The organism is Rhizobium sp. RSm-3 (assembly GCF_001854685.1).
Lineage (GTDB): Bacteria > Pseudomonadota > Alphaproteobacteria > Rhizobiales > Rhizobiaceae > Rhizobium > Rhizobium ecuadorense.
This window is the reverse complement of the sequence record NZ_MAWZ01000013.1, coordinates 94,632-115,981: the sequence shown is the minus strand read 5'-3', so window position 1 is coordinate 115,981 and position 21,350 is coordinate 94,632. Positions and strand designations below refer to the sequence as shown.

At 62.3% G+C, this 21,350-nt stretch carries 15 protein-coding genes; 11 read left to right on the top strand and 4 right to left on the bottom strand.

The genetic code is table 11. The features are described 5' to 3' along the window. Positions 1 to 20: 20 nt before the first annotated feature. A complete protein-coding gene (locus tag BBJ66_RS13760) occupies positions 21 to 2,498 on the bottom strand; it encodes an ATP-dependent helicase (protein ID WP_071087695.1) in 2,478 nt (825 codons plus the stop codon). A gap of 228 nt (positions 2,499 to 2,726) precedes the next feature. On the opposite strand from BBJ66_RS13760, the gene BBJ66_RS13755 reads away from it, so the two are divergent. The 9 genes from BBJ66_RS13755 to BBJ66_RS13710 all read left to right on the top strand — a co-directional run bounded on the left by BBJ66_RS13755 (position 2,727) and on the right by BBJ66_RS13710 (position 16,450). Next, positions 2,727 to 3,203, top strand: coding sequence for a VOC family protein (locus tag BBJ66_RS13755; RefSeq protein ID WP_071087693.1), 477 nt, complete (start codon positions 2,727 to 2,729; stop codon positions 3,201 to 3,203). Positions 3,204 to 3,612: 409 nt separating this feature from the next. Then, entirely contained in the window at positions 3,613 to 5,556 is a 1,944-nt protein-coding gene (locus BBJ66_RS13750) for a PrkA family serine protein kinase (RefSeq protein WP_049733616.1), read from the top strand. A 12-nt stretch (positions 5,557 to 5,568) separates the two neighbouring features. Beyond that, complete coding sequence (locus tag BBJ66_RS13745) at positions 5,569 to 6,843, top strand: YeaH/YhbH family protein (protein ID WP_071087691.1); 1,275 nt, start codon at positions 5,569 to 5,571, stop codon at positions 6,841 to 6,843. Next, the gene (locus tag BBJ66_RS13740) at positions 6,840 to 8,390 is read left to right on the top strand and encodes a SpoVR family protein (RefSeq protein WP_071087689.1); all 1,551 of its coding nucleotides are present in this window, start codon (positions 6,840 to 6,842) and stop codon (positions 8,388 to 8,390) included. Before BBJ66_RS13745 ends, BBJ66_RS13740 begins: the two co-directional genes overlap by 4 nt. Before the next feature lie 168 nt (positions 8,391 to 8,558). Next, positions 8,559 to 9,458, top strand: a complete 900-nt coding sequence (locus BBJ66_RS13735; protein WP_071087687.1) for an adenylate/guanylate cyclase domain-containing protein — start codon at positions 8,559 to 8,561, stop codon at positions 9,456 to 9,458. A gap of 240 nt (positions 9,459 to 9,698) precedes the next feature. Then, positions 9,699 to 10,904: an efflux RND transporter periplasmic adaptor subunit gene (locus BBJ66_RS13730; RefSeq protein ID WP_071087685.1), complete on the top strand. Its 1,206-nt coding sequence runs from the start codon at positions 9,699 to 9,701 to the stop codon at positions 10,902 to 10,904. Next, complete coding sequence (locus BBJ66_RS13725; protein WP_071087683.1) at positions 10,901 to 14,056, top strand: efflux RND transporter permease subunit; 3,156 nt, start codon at positions 10,901 to 10,903, stop codon at positions 14,054 to 14,056. The genes BBJ66_RS13730 and BBJ66_RS13725 overlap by 4 nt, the downstream gene beginning before the upstream one ends. A 275-nt stretch (positions 14,057 to 14,331) precedes the next feature. Beyond that, positions 14,332 to 15,330, top strand: a complete 999-nt coding sequence (locus tag BBJ66_RS13720; protein WP_071087681.1) for a flagellin N-terminal helical domain-containing protein — start codon at positions 14,332 to 14,334, stop codon at positions 15,328 to 15,330. Between the two features lie 454 nt (positions 15,331 to 15,784). Continuing rightward, entirely contained in the window at positions 15,785 to 16,450 is a 666-nt protein-coding gene (locus BBJ66_RS13710) for an OmpA family protein (protein ID WP_049733608.1), read from the top strand. A 49-nt stretch (positions 16,451 to 16,499) separates the two neighbouring features. Here BBJ66_RS13710 and BBJ66_RS13705 read toward each other — a convergent pair whose 3' ends face one another. Next, positions 16,500 to 16,907: a DUF2000 family protein gene (locus tag BBJ66_RS13705; RefSeq protein WP_049733607.1), complete on the bottom strand. Its 408-nt coding sequence runs from the start codon at positions 16,905 to 16,907 to the stop codon at positions 16,500 to 16,502. Positions 16,908 to 16,946: 39 nt separating this feature from the next. Here BBJ66_RS13705 and BBJ66_RS13700 point away from each other — a divergent pair, with 39 nt between their 5' ends. Then, positions 16,947 to 17,858 (top strand): AraC family transcriptional regulator, encoded by a 912-nt coding sequence (locus BBJ66_RS13700; protein WP_071087677.1) that lies wholly within the window; start codon positions 16,947 to 16,949, stop codon positions 17,856 to 17,858. Here the strand turns inward: BBJ66_RS13700 and BBJ66_RS13695 are convergent. Both BBJ66_RS13695 and BBJ66_RS13690 read right to left on the bottom strand, forming a co-directional pair. Continuing rightward, positions 17,818 to 18,912: an AbrB family transcriptional regulator gene (locus BBJ66_RS13695; RefSeq protein WP_071088111.1), complete on the bottom strand. Its 1,095-nt coding sequence runs from the start codon at positions 18,910 to 18,912 to the stop codon at positions 17,818 to 17,820. The two genes, BBJ66_RS13700 and BBJ66_RS13695, sit on opposite strands and share 41 nt — an antisense overlap. A 188-nt stretch (positions 18,913 to 19,100) precedes the next feature. After that, positions 19,101 to 20,024, bottom strand: coding sequence for a LysR family transcriptional regulator (locus tag BBJ66_RS13690; protein ID WP_071087675.1), 924 nt, complete (start codon positions 20,022 to 20,024; stop codon positions 19,101 to 19,103). A gap of 90 nt (positions 20,025 to 20,114) precedes the next feature. Between BBJ66_RS13690 and BBJ66_RS13685 the strand changes: the two genes are divergently transcribed. Beyond that, the gene (locus BBJ66_RS13685; RefSeq protein ID WP_049733604.1) at positions 20,115 to 21,149 is read left to right on the top strand and encodes an aldo/keto reductase; all 1,035 of its coding nucleotides are present in this window, start codon (positions 20,115 to 20,117) and stop codon (positions 21,147 to 21,149) included. The last annotated feature ends 201 nt before the right edge of the window (positions 21,150 to 21,350 follow it).

Genomic DNA, 21,350 nt, shown 5'->3' with positions numbered 1-21,350 from the left:
CGCGTTGCGCCGGCGGATTGTCAGACGCGCTCGACGAACCCGTCCAGCACCCGCTTCTGCCCGGCCCGGTCGAACTCGATCGTCAGCTTGTTGCCTTCGATGCCGGTGATGTTGCCGTTGCCGAATTTCAGGTGGAACACGCGGTCGCCGAGGGTGAAGCGCGACGGTTCCGACGAAGTGGATTTTGCCACCAGCTCGCCGTCGATCGTCCGTCCCTTCGGGCCGCTTTCGCCATAGCCGATACGTTCGACGGCGTGGCCGGAGCGGCTGCCCCAATTGTCGCGCGTGGCGTCGGTCTTGTTGGCCTGGGCGCGTTTCCAGCCGGGGGTGGAATAGGAATTGGCAAAGGGTTCTGATTTGTCGAAGCGGGACTGGCCGTAGCCGCCGCGGCCATAGCCGCCGTAGCTCTGCTCCATTTCGGCGACCTCGACATGGGTCTCCGGCAGCTCGTCGAGGAAACGCGAGGGCAGGGTCGATTGCCAGAGGCCGTGGATGCGGCGGTTGGAGACGAACCAGATGTGGCAGCGGTGCTTGGCGCGGGTGATGCCGACATAGGCGAGGCGGCGTTCCTCCTCCAGGCCGGCGCGGCCGCTTTCGTCCAATGAGCGCTGATGCGGGAAGAGGCCTTCCTCCCAGCCCGGCAGGAAGACGGTGTCGAACTCCAGGCCCTTGGCCGAGTGCAGCGTCATGATCGAGACGGCATCGAGGTTCTCGTTGGTCTCGGCATCCATGACAAGAGAGACGTGCTCGAGAAAGCCCCGCATCGACTCGAAGCTTTCCATCGAGCGGATCAGTTCCTTCAGGTTTTCAAGGCGGCCGGGCGCTTCGGCGCTCTTGTCGTTCTTCCACATGTCGGTATAGCCGGACTCTTCGAGGATCTGCTCGGCAAGTTCGGTATGCGGTGTGTTTTCAAGCAGTTCCTGCCATCGGCGGAAAGATTGAATCACGTCGAAGAGGGCTTTGCGCGCCTTCGGCTTCAACTCGTCCGTTTCGATGATGTCGGCGGCTGCCGCAAGCATCGGGATATCGCGGGCTCGCGCGTAGTCATGCAGTGCGCGCACCGTCGTATCACCGAGACCGCGCTTCGGCGTGTTGATGATGCGCTCGAAGGCGAGGTCGTCGGAAGCTTGAGCGACAAGGCGGAAATAGGCCATGGCATCGCGGATCTCGAGGCGCTCGTAGAAGCGCGGGCCGCCGATGACGCGGTAGTTGAGGCCGAGTGTGACGAAACGGTCTTCGAATTCGCGCATCTGGAAGGAGGCGCGCACGAGGATCGCCATATCGTTCAGCAGATGTTTGCCGCGCTGAAGCTGCTCAATCTCCTCGCCGATGGCGCGGGCTTCCTCCTCCGAATCCCAGGAGGCATGCACCTGTACCTTGACGTCATCCGGATTGGAGCGTTCGGTGAACAGCGTCTTGCCAAGCCGCCCTTCATTATGGGCGATCAGATGGGCGGCGGCTCCGAGGATGTGTTCGGTCGAGCGGTAGTTGCGCTCGAGCTTGATGACCTTGGCGCCGGGGAAATCCTTCTCGAAGCGCAGGATGTTGTCGACCTCGGCGCCGCGCCAGCCATAAATCGACTGATCGTCGTCGCCGACGCAGCAGACGTTCTGCGGCTCGCCCTTGGTGCGCTGGGCAAGGAGCCTGAGCCACATATATTGCGCGGTGTTGGTGTCCTGATACTCGTCGACGAGGATATAGCGGAAGCGGCCGTGATATTCCTTCAAGAGATCCGGGTTCTTGCGGAAGATCGCGATCGGATGCATCAGCAGGTCGCCGAAATCGCAGGCATTCAGCGTCGTCAGGCGCGCCTGATAGGCGAAATAGAGGTCGCGGCCGCGGCCATTGGCAAAGGCGCGGGCATCGCCCTCGGGGATATCGGCCGGGCCGAGCCCCTTGTTCTTCCAGGTGTCGATCATGCCGGCGAACTGTTTGGCCGGCCAGCGTTTGTCGTCGAGGCCTTCGGCTTGGATCAACTGTTTGATCAGGCGGACGACATCGTCGGTGTCGAGAATGGTGAAATCGGAGCGCAAGCCGACGAGTTCGCCGTGGCGGCGCAGGAGCTTGACGCCGATCGAGTGGAAGGTGCCGAGCCAGGGCATGCCTTCGACAGCGCCGCCGACGAGCAGCGCGATGCGCTCCTTCATCTCGCGGGCGGCCTTGTTGGTAAAGGTGACGGCGAGAATCTGCGAGGGGAAGGCGCGGCCGGTATTGAGGATATGGGCAATGCGGGTCGTCAGCACGCGCGTCTTGCCGGTGCCGGCGCCGGCAAGCACGAGGACCGGGCCTTCCAGGGTTTCGACGGCTTCGGTCTGCTCGGGGTTCAGCCCGGCGAGATAATCCGGCCGGCTGCCGCCGTCGCGGGCCGCCATGGCGCGGGCGGCAATGCCACCGGTGGCGGGCGCCCTTCCGGCTGATGCGGCGGGCGGCTGCGGCTTGCGCGCCATCTCGCCCGGCTCTTCGTCGAAGAAGGGAATATCGTCGAAACTATTGCTCATGGCGCGTAATGTAGTGATTCGGGAAGGAAAGACCAGAAAAGATGTTCTGCTTTCATTCCCAAGCCGCCGCTATCCCAAGGGGTTTGCGCATGGCGGCAGGGCTGCTGGATAGGACAGCGGCGATATGAGGGAAAATTTCAGCCGCACTTTGTCGGAAGCCGCGCCGGCGGGGCGTCCTTGGATCATCGGACAGTGGTCCGGATCTGCCGTCAGCAAGGAGGCTGCATCATGACGAAGGTCGTTTCGAATCTCTGGTTCGCGGAGCAAGCGCGCGAAGCCGTCGAATTCTATGTGTCCATTATCCCGGATTCCGGCATCGGCCGCACCACCATCCTTCCGGCGGAAACGCCGAGCGGGCCTCCGGGCAGCGTCGAGCTGATCGAGTTCACGCTCGGCGACCAGGCCTTCCTGGCGATGAGAGCCGGCCCGCTCGATAGTTTCAACCATTCCTTCTCGATCGCGATTCTGTTGGAAAACCAGGCCGAGATCGATCGGATATGGGACGCGTTCCTCGCCAATGGCGGCACGCCGGAGGCCTGCGGCTGGCTGAAGGATCGCTGGGGCCTATCCTGGCAGATCGTGCCGCGCATGCTTGCCGAGATGATCGCCGACGACGACCGCGAGCGGGCCAAGCGTGTGACCGAGGTGATGCTCGGCATGGTCAAGATCGACGTCGGCGCGCTGGAGAAGGCATTCAACGGCTGAATTGCACCGGCGGGCGGATGATCGCAACGATCGACTCACGGCCGGAATGCGGCCGTTTTCAAGATGTCAGCCGGGATCGGCACATGCTGTCCCGGCATCGACTCTGGGCAGATCTGGCTGCCAATCGTCGATTTTTCCGGAACTCGAATCACGGGCGACATTGCACACCCTTTTCATCTTTCTGTCACGTCGCGAAATGTGCTGATACCGCAAGCGTGCTTTTTTCAACTATAATGTGAAACAGTTTCGTAGAGTAAAAATAACCGGTGAATGCACGTTTTTGTGCGTTGCAAGAAATAGCCGGTGAGCGTCGAATATACCTACGAAATTATTGATTCTTAGGAACGCCGTAGCCATCTCGATGGTTATACGGCTTAGAGCCTGCGGCATAAACCTTAATGGAGGTCCCATGCTGAGTGAATCCGTATTCGATGCGTTTACGCGCAGTTACGAAGCGCGCCGCGAAACCGACCTGTCGGTGCAGGAATATCTCGATCTCTGCAAAAAGGACCCGATCGCCTATGCCAATGCGACCGAGCGCCTGCTCGCCGCCATAGGCGAGCCGCAGATGGTCGACACCGCCAGGGACGCGCGCCTGGGCCGGATCTTCATGAACAGGACCATCCGGATCTATCCTGCTTTTGCCGGCTTCCATGGCATGGAGGAAACGATTGAGCGCATCGTTTCCTTCTTCCGGCATGCCGCGCAGGGGCTGGAGGAGCGTAAGCAGATCCTCTATCTCCTCGGCCCGGTCGGCGGCGGCAAGTCGTCCTTGGCGGAGCGGCTGAAGCTGCTGATGGAGGTTCATCCGATCTACGTGCTGAAGGCGGGCGACGAGATCAGCCCGGTTTTCGAAAGTCCGCTCAACCTTTTCGATCCGGAAACGATGGGGCCGCTGCTCCAGGAGCAATATGGCATCCCGATGCGGCGCCTGAACGGTTTGATGAGCCCGTGGTGCCTGAAGCGGCTCGACGACTTTGGCGGTGATATTTCCCGCTTCCGTGTCGTCAGGATACAGCCTTCGCGGTTGCGCCAGATCGCCATCGCCAAGACCGAGCCCGGTGACGAGAACAATCAGGATATCTCGTCGCTGGTCGGCAAGGTCGATATCCGCAAGCTCGAGACCTACTCGCAGAACGATCCCGACGCCTACAGCTATTCGGGCGGGCTCAACCGCGCCAATCAGGGCGTGCTTGAATTCGTCGAAATGTTCAAGGCGCCGATCAAGATGCTGCACCCGCTGCTGACAGCGACGCAGGAGGGCAACTATATCGGCTCCGAGAATATCGGCGCCATACCCTTCTCGGGTATCGTGCTGGCGCATTCGAACGAAGCGGAATGGCAGACCTTCAAGGCCAACAAGAACAACGAGGCCTTCATCGACCGCATCTGCGTCATCAAAGTTCCCTATTGCCTGCGCGTGGCGGAAGAGCAGAAGATCTACGAGAAGCTGATCGAGGGATCGGAGCTTGCGGATACGCCGTGCGCCCCGGCAACGCTTGAAATGCTTGCCCGCTTCTCGGTGTTGTCCCGTCTGCGCAAGCATGAGAACTCGACGTTCTTCTCGAAGATGCGCACCTATGACGGCGAGAGCCTCAAGGAGACCGATCCGCGCGCCCGCAGCGTTCAGGAATACCGGGATGCCGCCGGCATCGACGAGGGCATGGACGGAATATCGACCCGCTTCGCCTTCAAAGTGCTCGCCTCCACCTTCAATCACGATACCACCGATATCGGCGCCGATCCGGTTCACCTGATGTACGTTCTGGAGCAGGCGATCCGCCGCGAGCAGTTTTCCGACGATGTCGAGAAGCGTTATCTGGAGTTCATCAAGGCCGATCTTGCGCCTCGCTACGCAGAGTTCATTGGCAATGAGATTCAGAAGGCCTATCTTGAGTCCTATGCGGATTACGGACAGAACCTGTTCGACCGCTACGTTGATTATGCCGATGCATGGATCGAAGACGTTGACTTCAAGGATCCCGATACCGGCCAGCTTCTCGACCGCGAGCTCCTCAATCAGGAACTGACGAAGATCGAAAAGCCGGCGGGCATTGCCAATCCGAAGGACTTCCGCAACGAAATCGTCAAGTTTTCGTTGCGGTCGCGGGCAGCCAACGGCGGAAAAAATCCGTCATGGACGAGTTACGAGAAAATCCGGGAAGTGATCGAAAAGCGAATGTTTTCGCAGGTCGAGGATCTTTTGCCGGTCATTTCCTTCGGATCGAAGAAGGATTCGGAAACAGAGAAGAAGCATAGCGAATTCGTCTCGCGCATGGCCGCGCGAGGTTACACGGAGCGGCAGGTTCGGCGCCTTGTCGAATGGTACATGCGCGTCAAACAGGCAAGTTAATGCGGAGCCATTATGCACATTGTCGACCGGCGGTTAAATCCGCGCGGTAAAAGTCTGGAAAATCGGCAGCGGTTCCTTCGACGCATGAAGGGCGCCGTGCAGCAGGCGGTGAAACGTTCTCTGCAAAACCGAAACATTCGAGATGTGCTCGACGGCGGGGAGATCAGCCTGCCGATCGATGGAATGGCCGAACCGAGCCTGCGCAGGGGCGAGGGTGGCATCAGTGATCACATCTTGCCGGGCAACAGGGCCTTCGTCGAAGGAGACATCTTGCCACGCCCGCCAAGCGGCAGAGGCGGAAAACCAAAGGATGCCGGCGAGGGCGACGGCGAGGACGGCTTCCGTTTCGTGCTGACGCGCGAGGAATTCCTCGACGTGTTCCTGGACGATCTGGAACTGCCCGACCTTGCCAAGCGGCGTCTGGCCGAAACCGAGGAGGAAACGCCATTCCGGGCCGGCTATTCGGTATCCGGATCGCCGTCCAACATCGCCGTCGGTCGCACGACGCGGCTGGCGATGATGCGCCGCGTCGCGCTTCACCGCCCGCGCCGCGAAGAGATCGAAGCCCTGCAGCGGCAGATCGAGGAATGCGAAGACGACGAGAGCCGGCTGGCGCTTGAGGCGAAACTCAAAAGCCTGACGGAAAAAAGCCGACGCATTCCCTATATCGACCCGCTCGACGTGCGCTATCGCCGCTTCGAAAACGAGCCAAAGCCAGTGGCCAAAGCCGTGATGTTCTGCCTGATGGACGTCTCCGGCTCGATGTCGGAACACATGAAGGACCTTGCGAAACGGTTCTACCTGCTGCTCTATCTTTTTCTGTCGAAGCGGTACAAGAAAGTGGAGATCGTCTTCATCCGCCATACCGACAAGGCTGAGGAAGTCGACGAGGAAACCTTCTTCTACGGTCCGGCCACCGGCGGCACGCTTGTTTCCAGCGCCCTTGCAGCCATGCGCGGGATCATCGCGGCGCGTTTCGATCCGGCGGAGTGGAACATCTATGGCGCCCAGGCCTCGGACGGCGACAATGCTCATTCGGACGGAAACCTGAGCGGACAGCTGCTGCGCGAGATTTTGCCGCTGTGCCAGTACTTCGCCTATATCGAAGTTGGCGAAGAAGGCGGCGATTCGTCGATATCGCGTTCACCGCTCTGGATGCTCTATGACGGGATCCGCTCCGAGCTGCTGCCGCTTTCAATGCGCAAGGTCTGCCGGCGAAACGAAATATTCCCTGTTTTCCACGATCTCTTCCAGAAACGTGAGGCACAGTCGAGGGTGACGCCATGACGATGACGATGAGGCCAAGAGAACGGCTGTTGTTCGAAGGTGCCGACTGGGACTTTTCAACACTCCAGCGCATCCACGACGCCTGCGAGGACATCGCGCTTAACGAGCTCGGCCTCGACGTCTATCCGAACCAGATCGAAGTCATCACTTCGGAGCAGATGCTGGATGCCTATTCCTCGACCGGCATGCCGCTCTTTTACCGCCATTGGTCCTTCGGCAAACACTTCGCGCATCACGAAGCCTTCTACCGCCGCGGCATGCGCGATCTCGCCTATGAGATCGTCATCAACAGCTCTCCCTGCATCTCCTACCTGATGGAGGAGAATACGGCGACGATGCAGACGCTCGTCACCGCGCACGCGGCCTTCGGCCACAATCACTTTTTCAAGAACAATTACCTCTTCAAACTCTGGACCGATGCGGAGGGCATCCTCGATTACCTCGATTTCGCCAAGGGCTATATCACCCGCTGCGAAGAGCGTTACGGCGAGACCGCCGTCGAGCGGACGCTGGATGCGGCGCATGCGCTGATGTCGCACGGGGTGCATCGCTATGCGGGCAAGACCACCATCGATCTTCGCCAGGAGGAGAAACGGCAGCAGGAGCGCCGCGCCCACGAGGAGCAGATGTTCAACGATCTGTGGCGCACGGTTCCCGTCGGCAAGGCCAAAAAGACGAACGACGGCGGCCTGGAAAAGCGCCGCGCCGCACTTGGCCTTCCGCAGGACAACATCCTTTATTTTCTCGAAAAAACCGCGCCGCGGCTGCAGCCATGGCAGCGCGAGATCATTCGCATCGTCCGCCATGTCGCCCAATATTTCCATCCCCAGCGACAGACCAAGGTGATGAACGAGGGAACCGCCACCTTCGTCCATTACCAGATCATGAACCGGCTTCACGAGCGGGGGCAGATCAGCGACGGAAACTTCCTCGAATTCTTGAAGTCGCACTCCAATGTCGTGTTCCAGCCGAGCTACGACGACCGCCGGTTCTCGGGTTTCAACCCCTATGCGCTCGGCTTTGCGATGATGCAGGATATCGAGAGGATCGTCACGAAGCCGACGGAAGAAGACCGCGCATGGTTTCCCGATATAGCGGGACGGGGCGATGCGATGGCGATCCTGCGCGACATCTGGGCCAATTACCGGGACGAAAGTTTCATCAGCCAATTCCTCAGCCCGAACCTGATCCGCCAGTTGCGGCTGTTCCATCTCTACGATGATCCGGAACAGACCGAGGGGATTCTGGTTTCGGCGATCCACAACGAGCGCGGATACCTGCGCATCCGTCGCCAGCTTTCGCGCGAATACGATATCGGCTGGACCGATCCGGCAATCGATATCGTCGATGTCGACCTTGCCGGCGACCGCCGCCTGCTGCTGCAGCACATCATGATGAACGGCAGCTATCTTCAGGAAGCCGACACGAGGCTTGTGCTGCAGCATCTTGCCGATCTCTGGGGCTACGATGTGTTGCTTCAGGAAATCGATGGTTCGAACACCGTGGCGAGGGAGCACACGGCGAGCCCCCGCAAGATCGTTCAATGATCGTCGCTATGTCTCCAAGCCGCATTTGTTGCCGTCGATAGTGCGCAATTATCGATGGCAACGAAGACAAAGGCTTAGTAACCTGCCGCCGCTGCAATCGCCCATCAGTCACCCACATTCACGTTTGCGGCGACCGTCCGGGAGCGAATAGCGCGGAGACGAGGGACCATGAGTGAAACGCGGCGCAAGCTGACGACGATCTTCTGTGCTGACGTGCAGGACTATACCCGGCTGATGGGGGCGGACGAAGAGGGGACGCTTGCGGCGCTGAAGCGCTGCCGGGAGGCGATGGGGCGGCTGATCGAAAGCCATGGCGGCCGCGTCATCAATACCTGGGGCGATGGGCTGATCGCCGATTTCCCGAGCGTGGTCGAGGCGGTGCGCGCGGCCGTCGACACCCAGAACGAACTGGCCGGTTTCAACGCCCGCCGCGCGGAAGACGGCCGCATGCTGTTCCGCATCGGCATCAATCTCGGCGATGTGATCGTCGAAGGCGACGACATCTACGGCGACGGGGTCAATATCGCCGCGCGGCTGCAGGCCTCGGCTTCGGCCGGCGGCATCGTCATATCGAGCACCGTCTACGATCAGGTCCGCAACAAGGTCGCTGTCGGTTTCGAGTTTCTCGGGCCGCTGATGGTGAAGAACGTCGATGAAGGCGTGCCGAGCTATGCGGTGAAGATCGGCGATGAGGCGCCGCCTCCCCAACGACCAAGCCCGTCGCGGCCGCAGCCGGCGGCTGAGATCGCCGAAGCAAGACCGGTGCCTGCCGGACGCAGGCTGTTCGCTGTGCTCGGCGTCATCGCGGCTGTGCTGATCGGCATCAATCTTCTATCGTGGCAGGGCGTTTTCTGGGCGCGCTTTCCGGTGCTTGCGCTCGCCGTCGTCGCCGCCTTCGCCTGGAATCGCAGCCAGATCCTGTTCAACCGGAAGGTCACCTCGCTGGCGATCGTGGCGCTCGGCATGGTCGGCATCAACCTCTTCACCTGGACGGGGCAGTTCTGGGCGGTGTGGCCGATACTGGGGATTGCCGCCGTCATGGGCTTGCGATGGTCGATGCGCCGGTAAATCGGCGATCCCGGCTGCTTTTTTCAGGGGCGTCGAAGACGTTTGCGAGGTTCGCTCAAGCAAAAGTGAGCGGTCGGGTTATTCCCATTCTTTGCTGATATTACAAATCGGTAATGCCGGCTGCTTATGCTTGCCGGTAAACTGTAAACGCGCGATATTGTCGCATCAGACGGGATATTGATCCCGCGGCGCCTCTTTCGACCGACCCTGGTCCAACCTCGAGTCCCTCTGGAGACGTGAATGGCCTTCTGGAAGCAGTTGATACTTTCGCTCATCGTCATCGTTGCCGGCTTTGCCGCGTGGGTTTTTTTTGTGCCCGGCGCCGGCGAAATGATGCGCGATGCAGGTATTCCAGAGAGCATCGTTTCCAGGATCGCGCCGAAGGCTGAGGAGACGGGGGATGCCCGGGCGCAAGGCCAGCAGCGTGGCGAGGGGCAGGGAGAGGGCCAGGGACAGAACCGCCGCAAGGGCGGTGGGCGCAACGGCGCCATTCTCGTCGCGACGCAGGCCGTCGTTCAGGGCGTCGTCAACGACCGGCTGAACGCCATCGGTACCGGTGACGCGATCCGCTCGGTCGCGGTCACGCCGCAGGCCTCGGGTACGATCCGCGAAATCCTCATCAAGTCGGGCGACAGGGTGAAGGCCGGCCAGGTGCTGGCCAAGCTCGACAGCGAGGAGCAGGTGATCGCCCGCGGCCAGGCTGATGTGGCGGTCAAGGCGGCCGTCGAGAAATCCAATCTCTATCACAACATCAAATCCAGCGTGTCGCGCATGGATGTGTTCGATTCCGAAATCGCGGAGCAGGGCGCGCGGCTGCAGCTGCAGGCGGCCGAGCTCAATCTCGCACGGCGCAACATTATTGCGCCGATCGACGGCATCGTCGGCATCGTGCCTGTCAATATCGGCGATAACGTCACGACGAGCATCCCGATCGTCACGCTCGACGACCGTTCGGAAATCCTCGTCGACTTCTGGGTGCCGGAGCGCTTCTCCAACACGGTGTCGGTCGGCCAGCCGGTCGAGGCGATGTCGGTGGCGAAGCCGGGACAGATGTTTTTCGGCGTGGTCGAGGCCGTCGATAACCGCATCGACGCGGCAAGCCGTACGCTTCGATTGCGGGCCCGCATCGACAACTCTTCCGACGAACTGCGCGCCGGCATGTCCTTCAGCGTCAGCATGAAATTCCCCGGTGATAAATATCCGGCCGTCGATCCGCAGTCCGTGCAGTGGGATTCGCAAGGGTCCTTCGTCTGGCTGGTGACCGACGACAAGTCGCATAAGGTGCGGGTCAGCGTCGTGCAGCGCAACCCGGATTTCGTGCTCGTCAAAGCCGATCTCAAGGACGGCGACAAGATCGTGACGCAGGGCCTGCAGCGCGTGCGTGAGGGTGGGGCGGTGCGCGTTTCCGCCGATGTCGCCGCGAATGCGGAGGTCGCCACGCAATGAATGTGACCGAGATTCATCAGGACAGGGCCTCGGGCAAGCAGAGCTTCACCGCGCTTTTCGTTCGCCGGCCGATCCTGGCGCTGGTGTTCAACACGCTGATGGTCGTCGCCGGCCTTGCGGCTTATGTCGGCGTCGAGGTGCGCGAACTGCCGGATGTCGACCGTCCCGTCGTCACCGTCCGCACCACTTTCGACGGCGCATCGCCGCAGACGATCGACCAGGAACTGACCAAGGTGATTGAGGGCGCGGTCGCGCGCGTCAGCGGACTGAAATCGATCTCCTCGACCTCTTCCTTCGGCCAGAGCCGGGTGACGCTCGAATTCTCGGATACGATCGATCTCGCGGTCGCCGCCAACGACGTGCGCGACGCGATCGGCCGCATCACCCAAAACCTGCCCGATGAAGCGGATGCGCCGCAGATCGTCAAGGCGGATTCGGATTCCTCGGCGATCATGCGCCTTGCCGTCACCTCCACCAATCTCAACATGGACGACCTGACGCAGCTCGTCGAAAACGAGGTGATCGATCGCCTCGCCTCCGTCGACGGTGTCGCCGACGTCGAGGAATATGGCGACCAGGAGAAGGTCTTCCGCGTCGATGTCGATCAGGGCGCTCTGGCGAGCCGCGGGCTGACCATCGGCGATCTGACCAAGGCGCTCGACAATGCCGCGCTCGACGTGCCGGCGGGATCGCTGAAGAGCAATACGCAGGATATTGTGGTGCGCGCCACTGCCAACCTGCAGACGCCGGCGGATTTTGCCAACGTCATGCTGCAGGACCGCGTCCGGCTCGGCGACGTCGCGACGGTGACGCTAGGCCCACGCGACGGCGAAACGGCGCTGCGCTCGAACGGCAAGCCGGGCATCGGCCTCGGCATCATCCGCCAAGCGCAATCCAACACGCTGAACATCTCGACCGGCATCAAGGCCGCCGTCGAGCAATTGTCGAAGACGCTGCCCGAGGGCACGACGATCGCGATCACCAGCGACGACGCCGTCTTCATCCAGGGCGCGATCCACGAGGTGGTGCTGGCGCTGGTGCTTGCCGCCGTCATCGTCACCGCCGTCATCTATCTCTTCCTGCGCGACTGGCGGGCGACGCTGATCCCGGCGGTCAGCATGCCGGTGGCGCTGATCGGCACGCTGGCGGCGATCTATATGGTCGGCTTCTCGATCAACATCCTGACACTGCTGGCGATCGTGCTGGCGACCGGCCTCGTCGTCGACGACGCGATCGTGGTGCTCGAAAACATCGTGCGGCGGCGCGCCGAAGGTATGGGGCCGCGGGCGGCCGCCGTGCTTGGAACGCGCGAGGTGTTCTTCGCCGTTGTCGCGACCACCGCGACGCTCGCGGCCGTGTTCATCCCACTTTCCTTCCTGCCGGGACAGGTCGGCGGCCTCTTCCGTGAGTTCGGCTTCGTACTCGCCTTCTCCGTCGGCCTGTCGTCGATCGTGGCGCTGACGCTCTGCCCGATGCTTGCCTCGCGCATGCTGACGAAGCCGATGATCGAAGATCACGGCGCGCTCGGCCGTCTGGGCGGGGCGCTTGCCCGGCTCTACAAATGGGCGCTGCACGGATGTCTCAATGCGCCCTTCATCGTCATCCTGTTCTCGGTGATCTTTGCCGGCGCGGCACTCGTCGCCTTCTCGAGCGTCAGGAGCGAACTGACGCCGGAAGAGGACCGGTCGATGGTGATGATGCGGCTGACGACGCCGCAGGGATCGAGCCTCGAATACACCCGCGACAAGATGCAGCTCGTCGAGGAAAATCTGCAGCCGCTCGTCGACCGCGGCGATATCCGCAACATCTTCTCGATCTCCGGCCAGGGCGGTTCGCTGAACAGCGGCTTCATGGTGCTGACGCTAGCGCCCTGGGGAGAACGCCACAGGACGCAGGCGGAGATCGTCGGCGACATCAATCAGGCGGCAGCAAGGGTGCCGGCACTGCGCGGCAATGCCATCTCCTCCAACAGCCTGCGCATCCGCGGCGCCGGCAGCGGCGTGCAGATGGCGCTGATCGGCAATGATCATGAGGCGCTGACGGCGGCGGCGGCCAAGCTGGTCCAGGCACTCGACGCCACCGGCCGGTACGATACGCCGCGCCTGACCAACGAGCCTAGCCAGGCGCAGGTGTCGGTGGCGATCGACCGCGAGCGTGCCTCGGATCTCGGCATCGACATCACCGGGCTTTCGACGGCAATCCAGTCGCTGCTCGAAGGGCGCTCGGTGGTCGACGTCTTTGTCGACGGCGAGTCCTATCCCGTGCTGCTGACCTCGACGACGCGGCCGATCGACGATCCCACAGACCTCGAAAACGTGTTCCTGAAAACCGGCGACGGCAAGATCGTGCCGATGTCGGTTATCGCCACGATGAAGGAAGGTTCGGTTGCGCCGCAGCTGAACCGCGAGCAGCAGCTCGCCTCAGTCGCGATCACCGCCGGCCTGAAGGACGGCATGTCGCTCGGCGACGCGGTCAAGCAGGTGACGCAACTTGCGCAGCCGCTGCTGCCGGCCGGCGCACGCCTGCTGCCGCTTGCCGAAGCCGCGACGCTGGAGGAGAATTCGAGCGGCATGGCGCTGACCTTCGGCTTTGCCATCGTCATCATCTTCCTGGTGCTGGCGGCGCAGTTCGAAAGCGTGCTGTCCTCGCTGATCATCATGTCGACGGTGCCGCTCGGCCTTGCCTGCGCCGTCTTCGCGCTCATCATCACCGGCTCCAGCCTCAACATCTACAGCCAGATCGGCTTGGTGCTCTTGGTCGGCGTCATGGCGAAGAACGGCATTCTGATCGTCGAATTCGCCAACCAGCTGCGCGACCGGGGCGAGGACGTGCGCTCGTCGATCGAAAAGGCCTGCGCGCTGCGCCTTCGCCCGGTGATGATGACGATGATCGCCACCATCCTCGGCGGCGTGCCGCTGGTCTTTGCCCACGGCGCCGGTGCCGAAGCGCGCGTCGCCCTCGGCTGGGTGATCGTCGGCGGTCTCGGCTTCGCGACGCTGGTGACGCTGTTCATCACGCCGGTCGCCTATCTGCTGCTCGCCCGCTTCGGCAAACCGCACGCCCATGAAGAAGCGCGGTTGCACGAGGAGATGGCGGTTGCCACGCGGCCCCGCGCCGCACCCGACGAGGAACAGCTGCAAGCCGCCGAATAGGCCTCCATCCGAATTGAACACGCTGCCGGATCGCTATTCGGCGGCGTTCTTATGGTGTATGAAACCTTTTGAAATAAGATAAATTACTTCTGAAGTTTAGCCGTTTGTTAAGCATAAACGGCAATGATCGTGAGCAGCAACCGACTGGTCTTCTTCGTTTCTTGAAGGCCGCAACGCGCTGGAACCCCAGCGACCCCGGACATGAATGTCCGTGCGGCAACGGTTCATTTCTTTGTGCAGTTTGCGTCCTGTTTGCGTTTTGGAGTTTAGTTCCCGTGAGTATTTATCAGCGCGTCTCCGTGGACGCGGCGCTTCATGTGCTGCGCGATATCAACCGCAATATGACGGTTACGCAAAACCACATCACGACCGGAATGCGTGTCGCGAAAGCCGCCGACAATGGCGCCTACTGGTCGGTCGCCACCACCGCGCGCACCGACAACAAGGCTGTGTCGGCGATCCAGGATGCGCTCGGCATGGCGGCTGCGACGATGGGCACAGCCTATACCGGCGTCGAAAACGTCATCGACGTCGTCTCCGAGATCAAAGCCAAGCTGGTTGCCGCGACCGAAGACGGCGTTGACAAGGACAAGGTCAACGAAGAGATCAAACAGCTGCAGGAGCAACTGCGCAGCGTTTCGGAATCGGCGACCTTCAACAGCGACAATTGGGTGATTCTCAACAACGACGCGACGCCGACGCAGCCGCGCCAGATCCCGGCTTCCTTTATCCGCAATGCGGACGGCACGGTCTCGGTCGGCATGCTGAGCTATCACATCGACAATACGCCTGTGGGAGCGACGAGCTCCAAGGACGCGCGCTATCTGATCGACGACCGCGCCACCGGTTCCGGCGAATACGGCGTGCTGACATCGGCCTACTTCGCCACCGAGCTCGGCGCCTCGCAGAATTATGTGCTGATGGAAAGCAAGAACGGCACCACCACCGGGCAGGTGGTGATCTCGCTTTCGGACGCCACGACGCAGGGGCAGATCGGTGAAATGATCAGCGTCGTCGATGCCGCGCTGACGCAGCTGACGACGGTCGGTTCGGCCTTCGGCGCACTGGAAAAGCGCATCAATCTGCAGAACGATTTCGCCACCAAACTGCACGACAACAACACCGCCGGCATCGGCCGGCTTGTCGATGCCGACATGGAGGAAGAGTCGAGCAAGCTCAAGGCGTTGCAGACTCAGCAGCAGCTCGGCCTGCAATCGCTGAACATCGCCAATGCGACGTATGATACGGTCAGGCAGTTGTTCCAGAATTTCTAAAGGTTGTGATTGGATGCTGAGAGCGGCGCACTGCCTATCCCATTATTGATCTCCCGAGATATCGGCGGTCGATTTTGGGGCGGTGCTATCCCACTCTCCCTCATTCCTGTGCTTGTCACAGGAATTTAGTGCGCCCAAGTCTTTGGGCGCGAGAGACTTTTTCTATTGTTGTATCGAGCTATTCACCGCGCAGACGCGCGGTGGCTGGATTCCTGTGACGAGCACAGGAATGAGGGAGGAGAAGTGGGCGCTCCCAAAGATGCCTGTGGAGATGTCAGTGGCGAAGCTAGCCGCAAGCTCTGCCACTTCGCGAAAACTGGTGATATCAGCGCATTCCGGCAACATGGCTCCTATTTCGGCGACTGAAATTCCCCTATCACGAGAGCATCTTCATTTTCTTGCCGCAATCCTTGCCATTTGCTCGCATCAGCTTCGAACGGAGACCATCCTGTCCATGATCAAGAAATTCGTACTTCTGGCTGTTGCAGCAAGCTATCTCAGCGCCTGCACGACGACCGACCCCTATACCGGTGAACAGAAGGTTTCCAATACGGCGGGCGGCGCGGCGCTTGGTGCGCTTGGCGGCGCTCTGGTCGGCGTGGCTGTCGGCGGCGGTGGCCACGGCAAGCGCAACGCAGCGCTGATCGGCGCCGGCGTCGGCGCGCTTGCCGGCGGCGCAATCGGCAATTACATGGACCAGCAGGAATCCGAGCTTCGCGCCCAGCTCGAAGGCACCGGCATTTCGGTGACCCGCAACGGCGACAACATCATTCTCAACATGCCGTCGAACATCACCTTCGACGTCGACCAGGACGCGGTGAAGCCGGGGTTCTATCCGACGCTGAATTCGGTGGCGATCGTGCTGCGCAAGTTCAACCGCACGCTGATCGACGTCAACGGCCACACGGATTCGACCGGCAGCCTGCAGCACAATCAGGATCTGTCGCAGCGCCGTGCGCTTTCGGTCGCCGATTATCTCGGCGGCCAGGGCATCGACCAGCGCCGCGTCTCCGCCGTCGGCTTCGGCCCGTCGCAGCCGGTCGCCTCCAACGCCAGCGAAGCCGGCCGCGCCCAGAACCGCCGCGTCGAAATCCAGATCGCGCCGATCACACAGGGTTGAGTCGGATTTTCCGTCTTTCAAGCGGCCGGGCTATGCCCGGCCGTTTTTGTTACTGCTGCATCGTCGCGCCCTTGGTGATCTTGTCGACGATCTTCTTTTCGGCCCGTATTGCGATACCGACCACCCTGGCATCGTCGGGCGCGAATTCGGCGAAGACGGCACGGTTGGCCGCGTCGTGGCCGGTCGCAAACATTTCCTCGATGAAGAGAGAGGCGGTGATATCGCGCTCCAGCGCGCGGCGGTGGATGGCTGATATCGTCGACTCGTCGGCGGAGAGCACGATGATCGGCTGGATCGACAGCGGGTTGTAGAGATTGCCGGCGCGGTCCTTGTAGGGCTCGCCAATGATTTCGGGATGGCCGCCGGCGATGCCGGTCATCAGGAAGGCGGCGACGTTCAGCTTCTGCCAGCCGGCAAGATTGTTTCGCAGGACGACGGCAATTTTGGTATCAAACATCGGACAGTGTTTCACCTCGGGTTAGGGAGTCTCGGGCGGTTGAGCCAGGATCTACATCCGCAGGCCTTCGAAGGTCTTGAACGTTTGTGCGCGGGACCAGCCGGCAACGCCATCCTGGCGGCGCCGGCTTTTCCCGGCATCGAGCGCATCGAGGCGCAGTTTTCAGGCAATGCCTTCGAGCCGCACCGCCACGACACCTATGCGCTCGGCGTGACGCTGAAGGGCGTGCAGACGTTCGGCTATCGCGGCGAGCGGCGCTTCAGCCTGCCGGGCCAGGTGATCGCGCTGCATCCCGATGAGGAGCATGACGGCGGGGCCGGGACCGAGGACGGGCTGCACTACCGCATGCTCTACCTGGAGCCGTCGCTGCTGCTCGAATGCCTGGAGGCCGATGGCGTCGGTCTGCCTTTCGTCGACCAGCCCGTCATCGGCGATCCGGCGTTGGCGGCTGTGCTGCTCGCCGCGCTCGGCGAGCTTGACCGCGAACTGGACGAGCTTTTCGTCGACGATTTCCTCTCGCAGGTGGCGGGCGGGCTGTCCCGGCATGCGTCGATGCCGCGTCGGCTGCTCGGCAACGTCGCATGGCGGCAGGCGCGGGCGGCGCGAGATTATCTTGAGGCGCATACGACCCGCGCAGTACGCTCCGGCGAGCTGGAAGCGGTGACGGGGCTCGACCGTTTCGCGCTGTCGCGGCATTTCCGGGCGGCCTTCGCCACCAGCCCGCACCGCTATCTGCTGATGCGGCGGCTGCAGCGGGCGCGCACCATGATCGGCGCGGGAGAGGGGATTTCGGACACGGCGGCGGCGACCGGCTTTGCCGACCAGAGCCATCTCAACCGGCATTTCAAGAAGGCCTACGGCATGACGCCCGGCCAGTGGGCAACGCTGGCGCATAACCCCGCGCGCCGCCTTATACAGGGTTTTCCGCAAGGCCGGAACGACGGGCGATGAAGCGAGCGAGCGCCGGGCCGATCATCAGAATGACCAGGAAACGGCCGGTCTGCATCGCCATGACGAAGGGCACGTCGACATCGCTGGAGGCGGCGATGATGGCGACGGAATCGGCACCGCCCGGGCTGGTGGCGAGATAGGCCGTCAGCGGATCGATGCCGGCGAAGATATGAAGCGCAGCCGCCATGCAGCCGCAGAGCCCCATCAGCAGCACGATGCAGGCCGATACCCGCGGCAGGGCGCGGGCCACATGCTTAAGGATCGAGCGGGTGAAGCGCAGGCCGATGCTCCAGCCGACGAGCGCATAGGCGATGGCGAGCAGCCACATCGGCAGCTCGATCTTCAGGAGGCCCAAGCCGTGCAGAAAGGCGCCGAGAAAGAGCGGTACGATGATCGTGCCGCCCTGGATGCGCAGGCGCCGGACGCCATAGGCACAAAGGGCGGCAAAGGCGATGGTCGCGGCGAAGGCCGGCCAGTCGACCGCGGGGAAGAGGATGAGCGGCGGCGGCTCGGCGCCGTCGGCCGCCACCCAAAGGCGCGAGATCACCGAGGCGCCGACAGCGACAAAGACGACGCGCAGATATTGCATGAAGGCGACGAGGCGGGCATCGGCGCCATAGGCCTCAGACATGATGACCATGGCGGAAGCGCCGCCCGGCGAGGATCCCCAGACGGCGGTGGTTCCGGGCAGTACCTGCCAGCGTGTCAGCAGCCAGCCGAGGCCGGTGGCGATGGCGATGACCGAGAAGATGAACAGCAGGAAGAGCGGTGCGTCCTTTGCCATCGTGCCGAGAATGTCGGGCGTGATGGTGCGCGCCATCATCAGGCCGACAAGGACCTGGCCGAATTGCAGCGGCCAGGCGGGCACGCGAAGCTTTCCCTTGCCGGCGGTGAGCGCCAGCAGGATCGCAGCTGCCATCGGTCCGATCAGCAACGAGGCGGGCAGGGCAAAGAGTTCGAGGAAGATGACGAGAGCGGTCGAAAGCGCCAGCAGCAGGGCCCATTTTGGCAGGCCGGCATCGCGCAGCAGGCGGCGTGCGTCGCTGAATGGCATGATCCCCATATCTTTCCTGGCCGGTGCCATGCCCTGAGGCTGAAGATGGAAGGACGCTCCGGCATGTCGAAGAGAGGCCGGCTGCAAGGACCGGCTGGGTTCGGTATAGGCAGCAGCAATAGCGGCGGTCAATTGCGAAATCTGGCTCTTCCGCGGCCCGGAATGCGAATTCGATTCAAGCTGCCGCCTTAAGCCATTGTTTTTATGGATGAGAGACGCACATGCTCGGCGAGGAAATCGAGCAGGGCGCGCACGCGCGCCGGCAGCGGGCCGCCCTGGCCGATATAGAGGGCGTAGAATTCTTCGAGATCGCCGGGATTGGCTGCTTCGAGCACCGGCGCCAGTCGGCCGGCATCGATATCGGCGCGCACGGTGAAGGCGGCAAGCCGGGCGAGACCGGCGCCGGACAGCGCCAGATGCCGCAAGGCTTCGCCGTCTCCCACCTGTATGCCCGGCGTGATCGGGACCGTTACCGTCTCGCTCCCTTCGCGCAGCGGCCAGCCTTCGACGGCGCGGGCGTAGGAAAAGCCGATGCGGCAGTGGCGGTGGAGATCGGCGACCGTGCGCGGCTCGCCGTGATGCCTGAGATAATCGGGCGAGGCGACAATGATCTTGCCGGTGGCGCCAAGCTTGCGGGCAATCAGGCTGGAATTCTTCAAGGGGCCGGCGCGGATGGCGATGTCGGCGCGTTCCTCCATCAGGTCGACGATCGCATCGGTATGAGAAATATCCAGCGTCACGGCGGGATGAAGCGCCATGAAGGCCGGCACCAGCGGCGCCAGCACATGGTTGCCGAAGGAGCCGCTGGTATTGATGCGGATGCGGCCCGAGGCCTCCTCGCCTGATGAGGCCTGGCGCTCGGCCTCGGCGATATCGGCAAGGATGGCGATGCTGCGCTCGTAAAAGGCGCAACCCTCAGGCGTCAGCTGCAGCTTCCGCGTCGAACGATTGACAAGGCGGGCGCCAAGGCGGTTCTCCAGCCGGGCGACGAGCTTGCTGACGGCCGATGGCGTCATGCGCCGGGCCATGGCGGCCGCGGAAAAGCCGCCGCGCTCGACGACGCTGACGAAGACCTCCATTTCGCCGGAGCGGTTGATGTCCTGACGGCTCATGTTGAATTCAAGTCACAGATGATTTGCTGGCAGGCAATCTATATCACCGGGTTGCCGAGGTCTATCTCATGAAACGAAGGAGACAGATCCATGGACTACAGAAATCTCGGTGCATCCGGCCTCAGAGTGCCGGTGTTGAGCTTCGGCGCCGGCACATTCGGCGGCAGCGGCCCGCTGTTCGGCGCCTGGGGCAATACCGATGCGGAAGAGGCGCGGCGGCTGGTCGATATCTGCCTCGAAGCCGGCGTCAATCTCTTCGACACCGCCGACGTCTATTCGGGCGGCGCTTCCGAAGAGGTGCTCGGCCGGGCGATCCGCGGCCGGCGCGACGCCGTGCTGATCTCGACGAAGACGGCGCTGCCGACGGGCGAGGGGCCGCAGGACTGGGGAACGTCGCGGGCGCGGCTGATCCGCGCCACCGAGGCTGCGCTCAGCCGGCTCGGGACCGATTATATTGACCTCCTGCAGCTGCACGCCTTCGATGCCTCGACGCCGGTCGAGGAGGTGCTGTCGACGCTCGACGGGCTCGTTTCCTCAGGCAAGATCCGCTATGTCGGCGTTTCCAACTTTGCCGGCTGGGAGCTGATGAAGTCGCTCGCCGCCGCCGAGCGCCACGGCTATCCGCGTTATGTCGCCCATCAGGTCTATTATTCGCTGGCGGGGCGTGATTACGAATGGGAGCTGATGCCGCTCGGCGCCGACCAGGGCGTCGGCGCTCTCGTCTGGAGCCCGCTCGCCTGGGGACGGCTGACCGGCAAGATCCGCCGCGGCCAGCCGCTGCCTGCGGCAAGCCGGCTGCACGAAACGGCGCAGTACGGCCCACCGGTCGACAATGAGAAGCTGTTCGACATCGTGGAGGTGCTGGACGCCATCGCTGAGGAGACCGGCCGGACGGTGCCGCAGATCGCCATCAACTGGCTGCTTGGCCGGCCGACGGTCTCGAGCGTCATCATCGGCGCCCGCAACGAAGAGCAGCTCAGGCAGAACCTCGGCGCGGTCGGCTGGAGCCTTTCGAAGGATGAGATCGCAAGGCTCGACGCCGTCAGCGCCGTCACAGCGCCCTATCCCTATTTCCCCTATCGGCGGCAGGAGGGTTTTGCGCGGCTCAACCCACCGATCGTCTGAGGCGCCGGGGATGGCGGACTTGCGTGTGGCAATGGGTCTACAACAAACGGGGAATGAAATCTTCTGGCAATCTTAACTGGACAGCCGCTTTGACTTGCCGCATACCCAGCCTGCTGGATAATTCCTGAAATCGGAATCGATTTAAGGATGAAATTATGCAGTAAATTTAAAGGTCTACAGCGGCCTTCGCGCGTCTGAAAA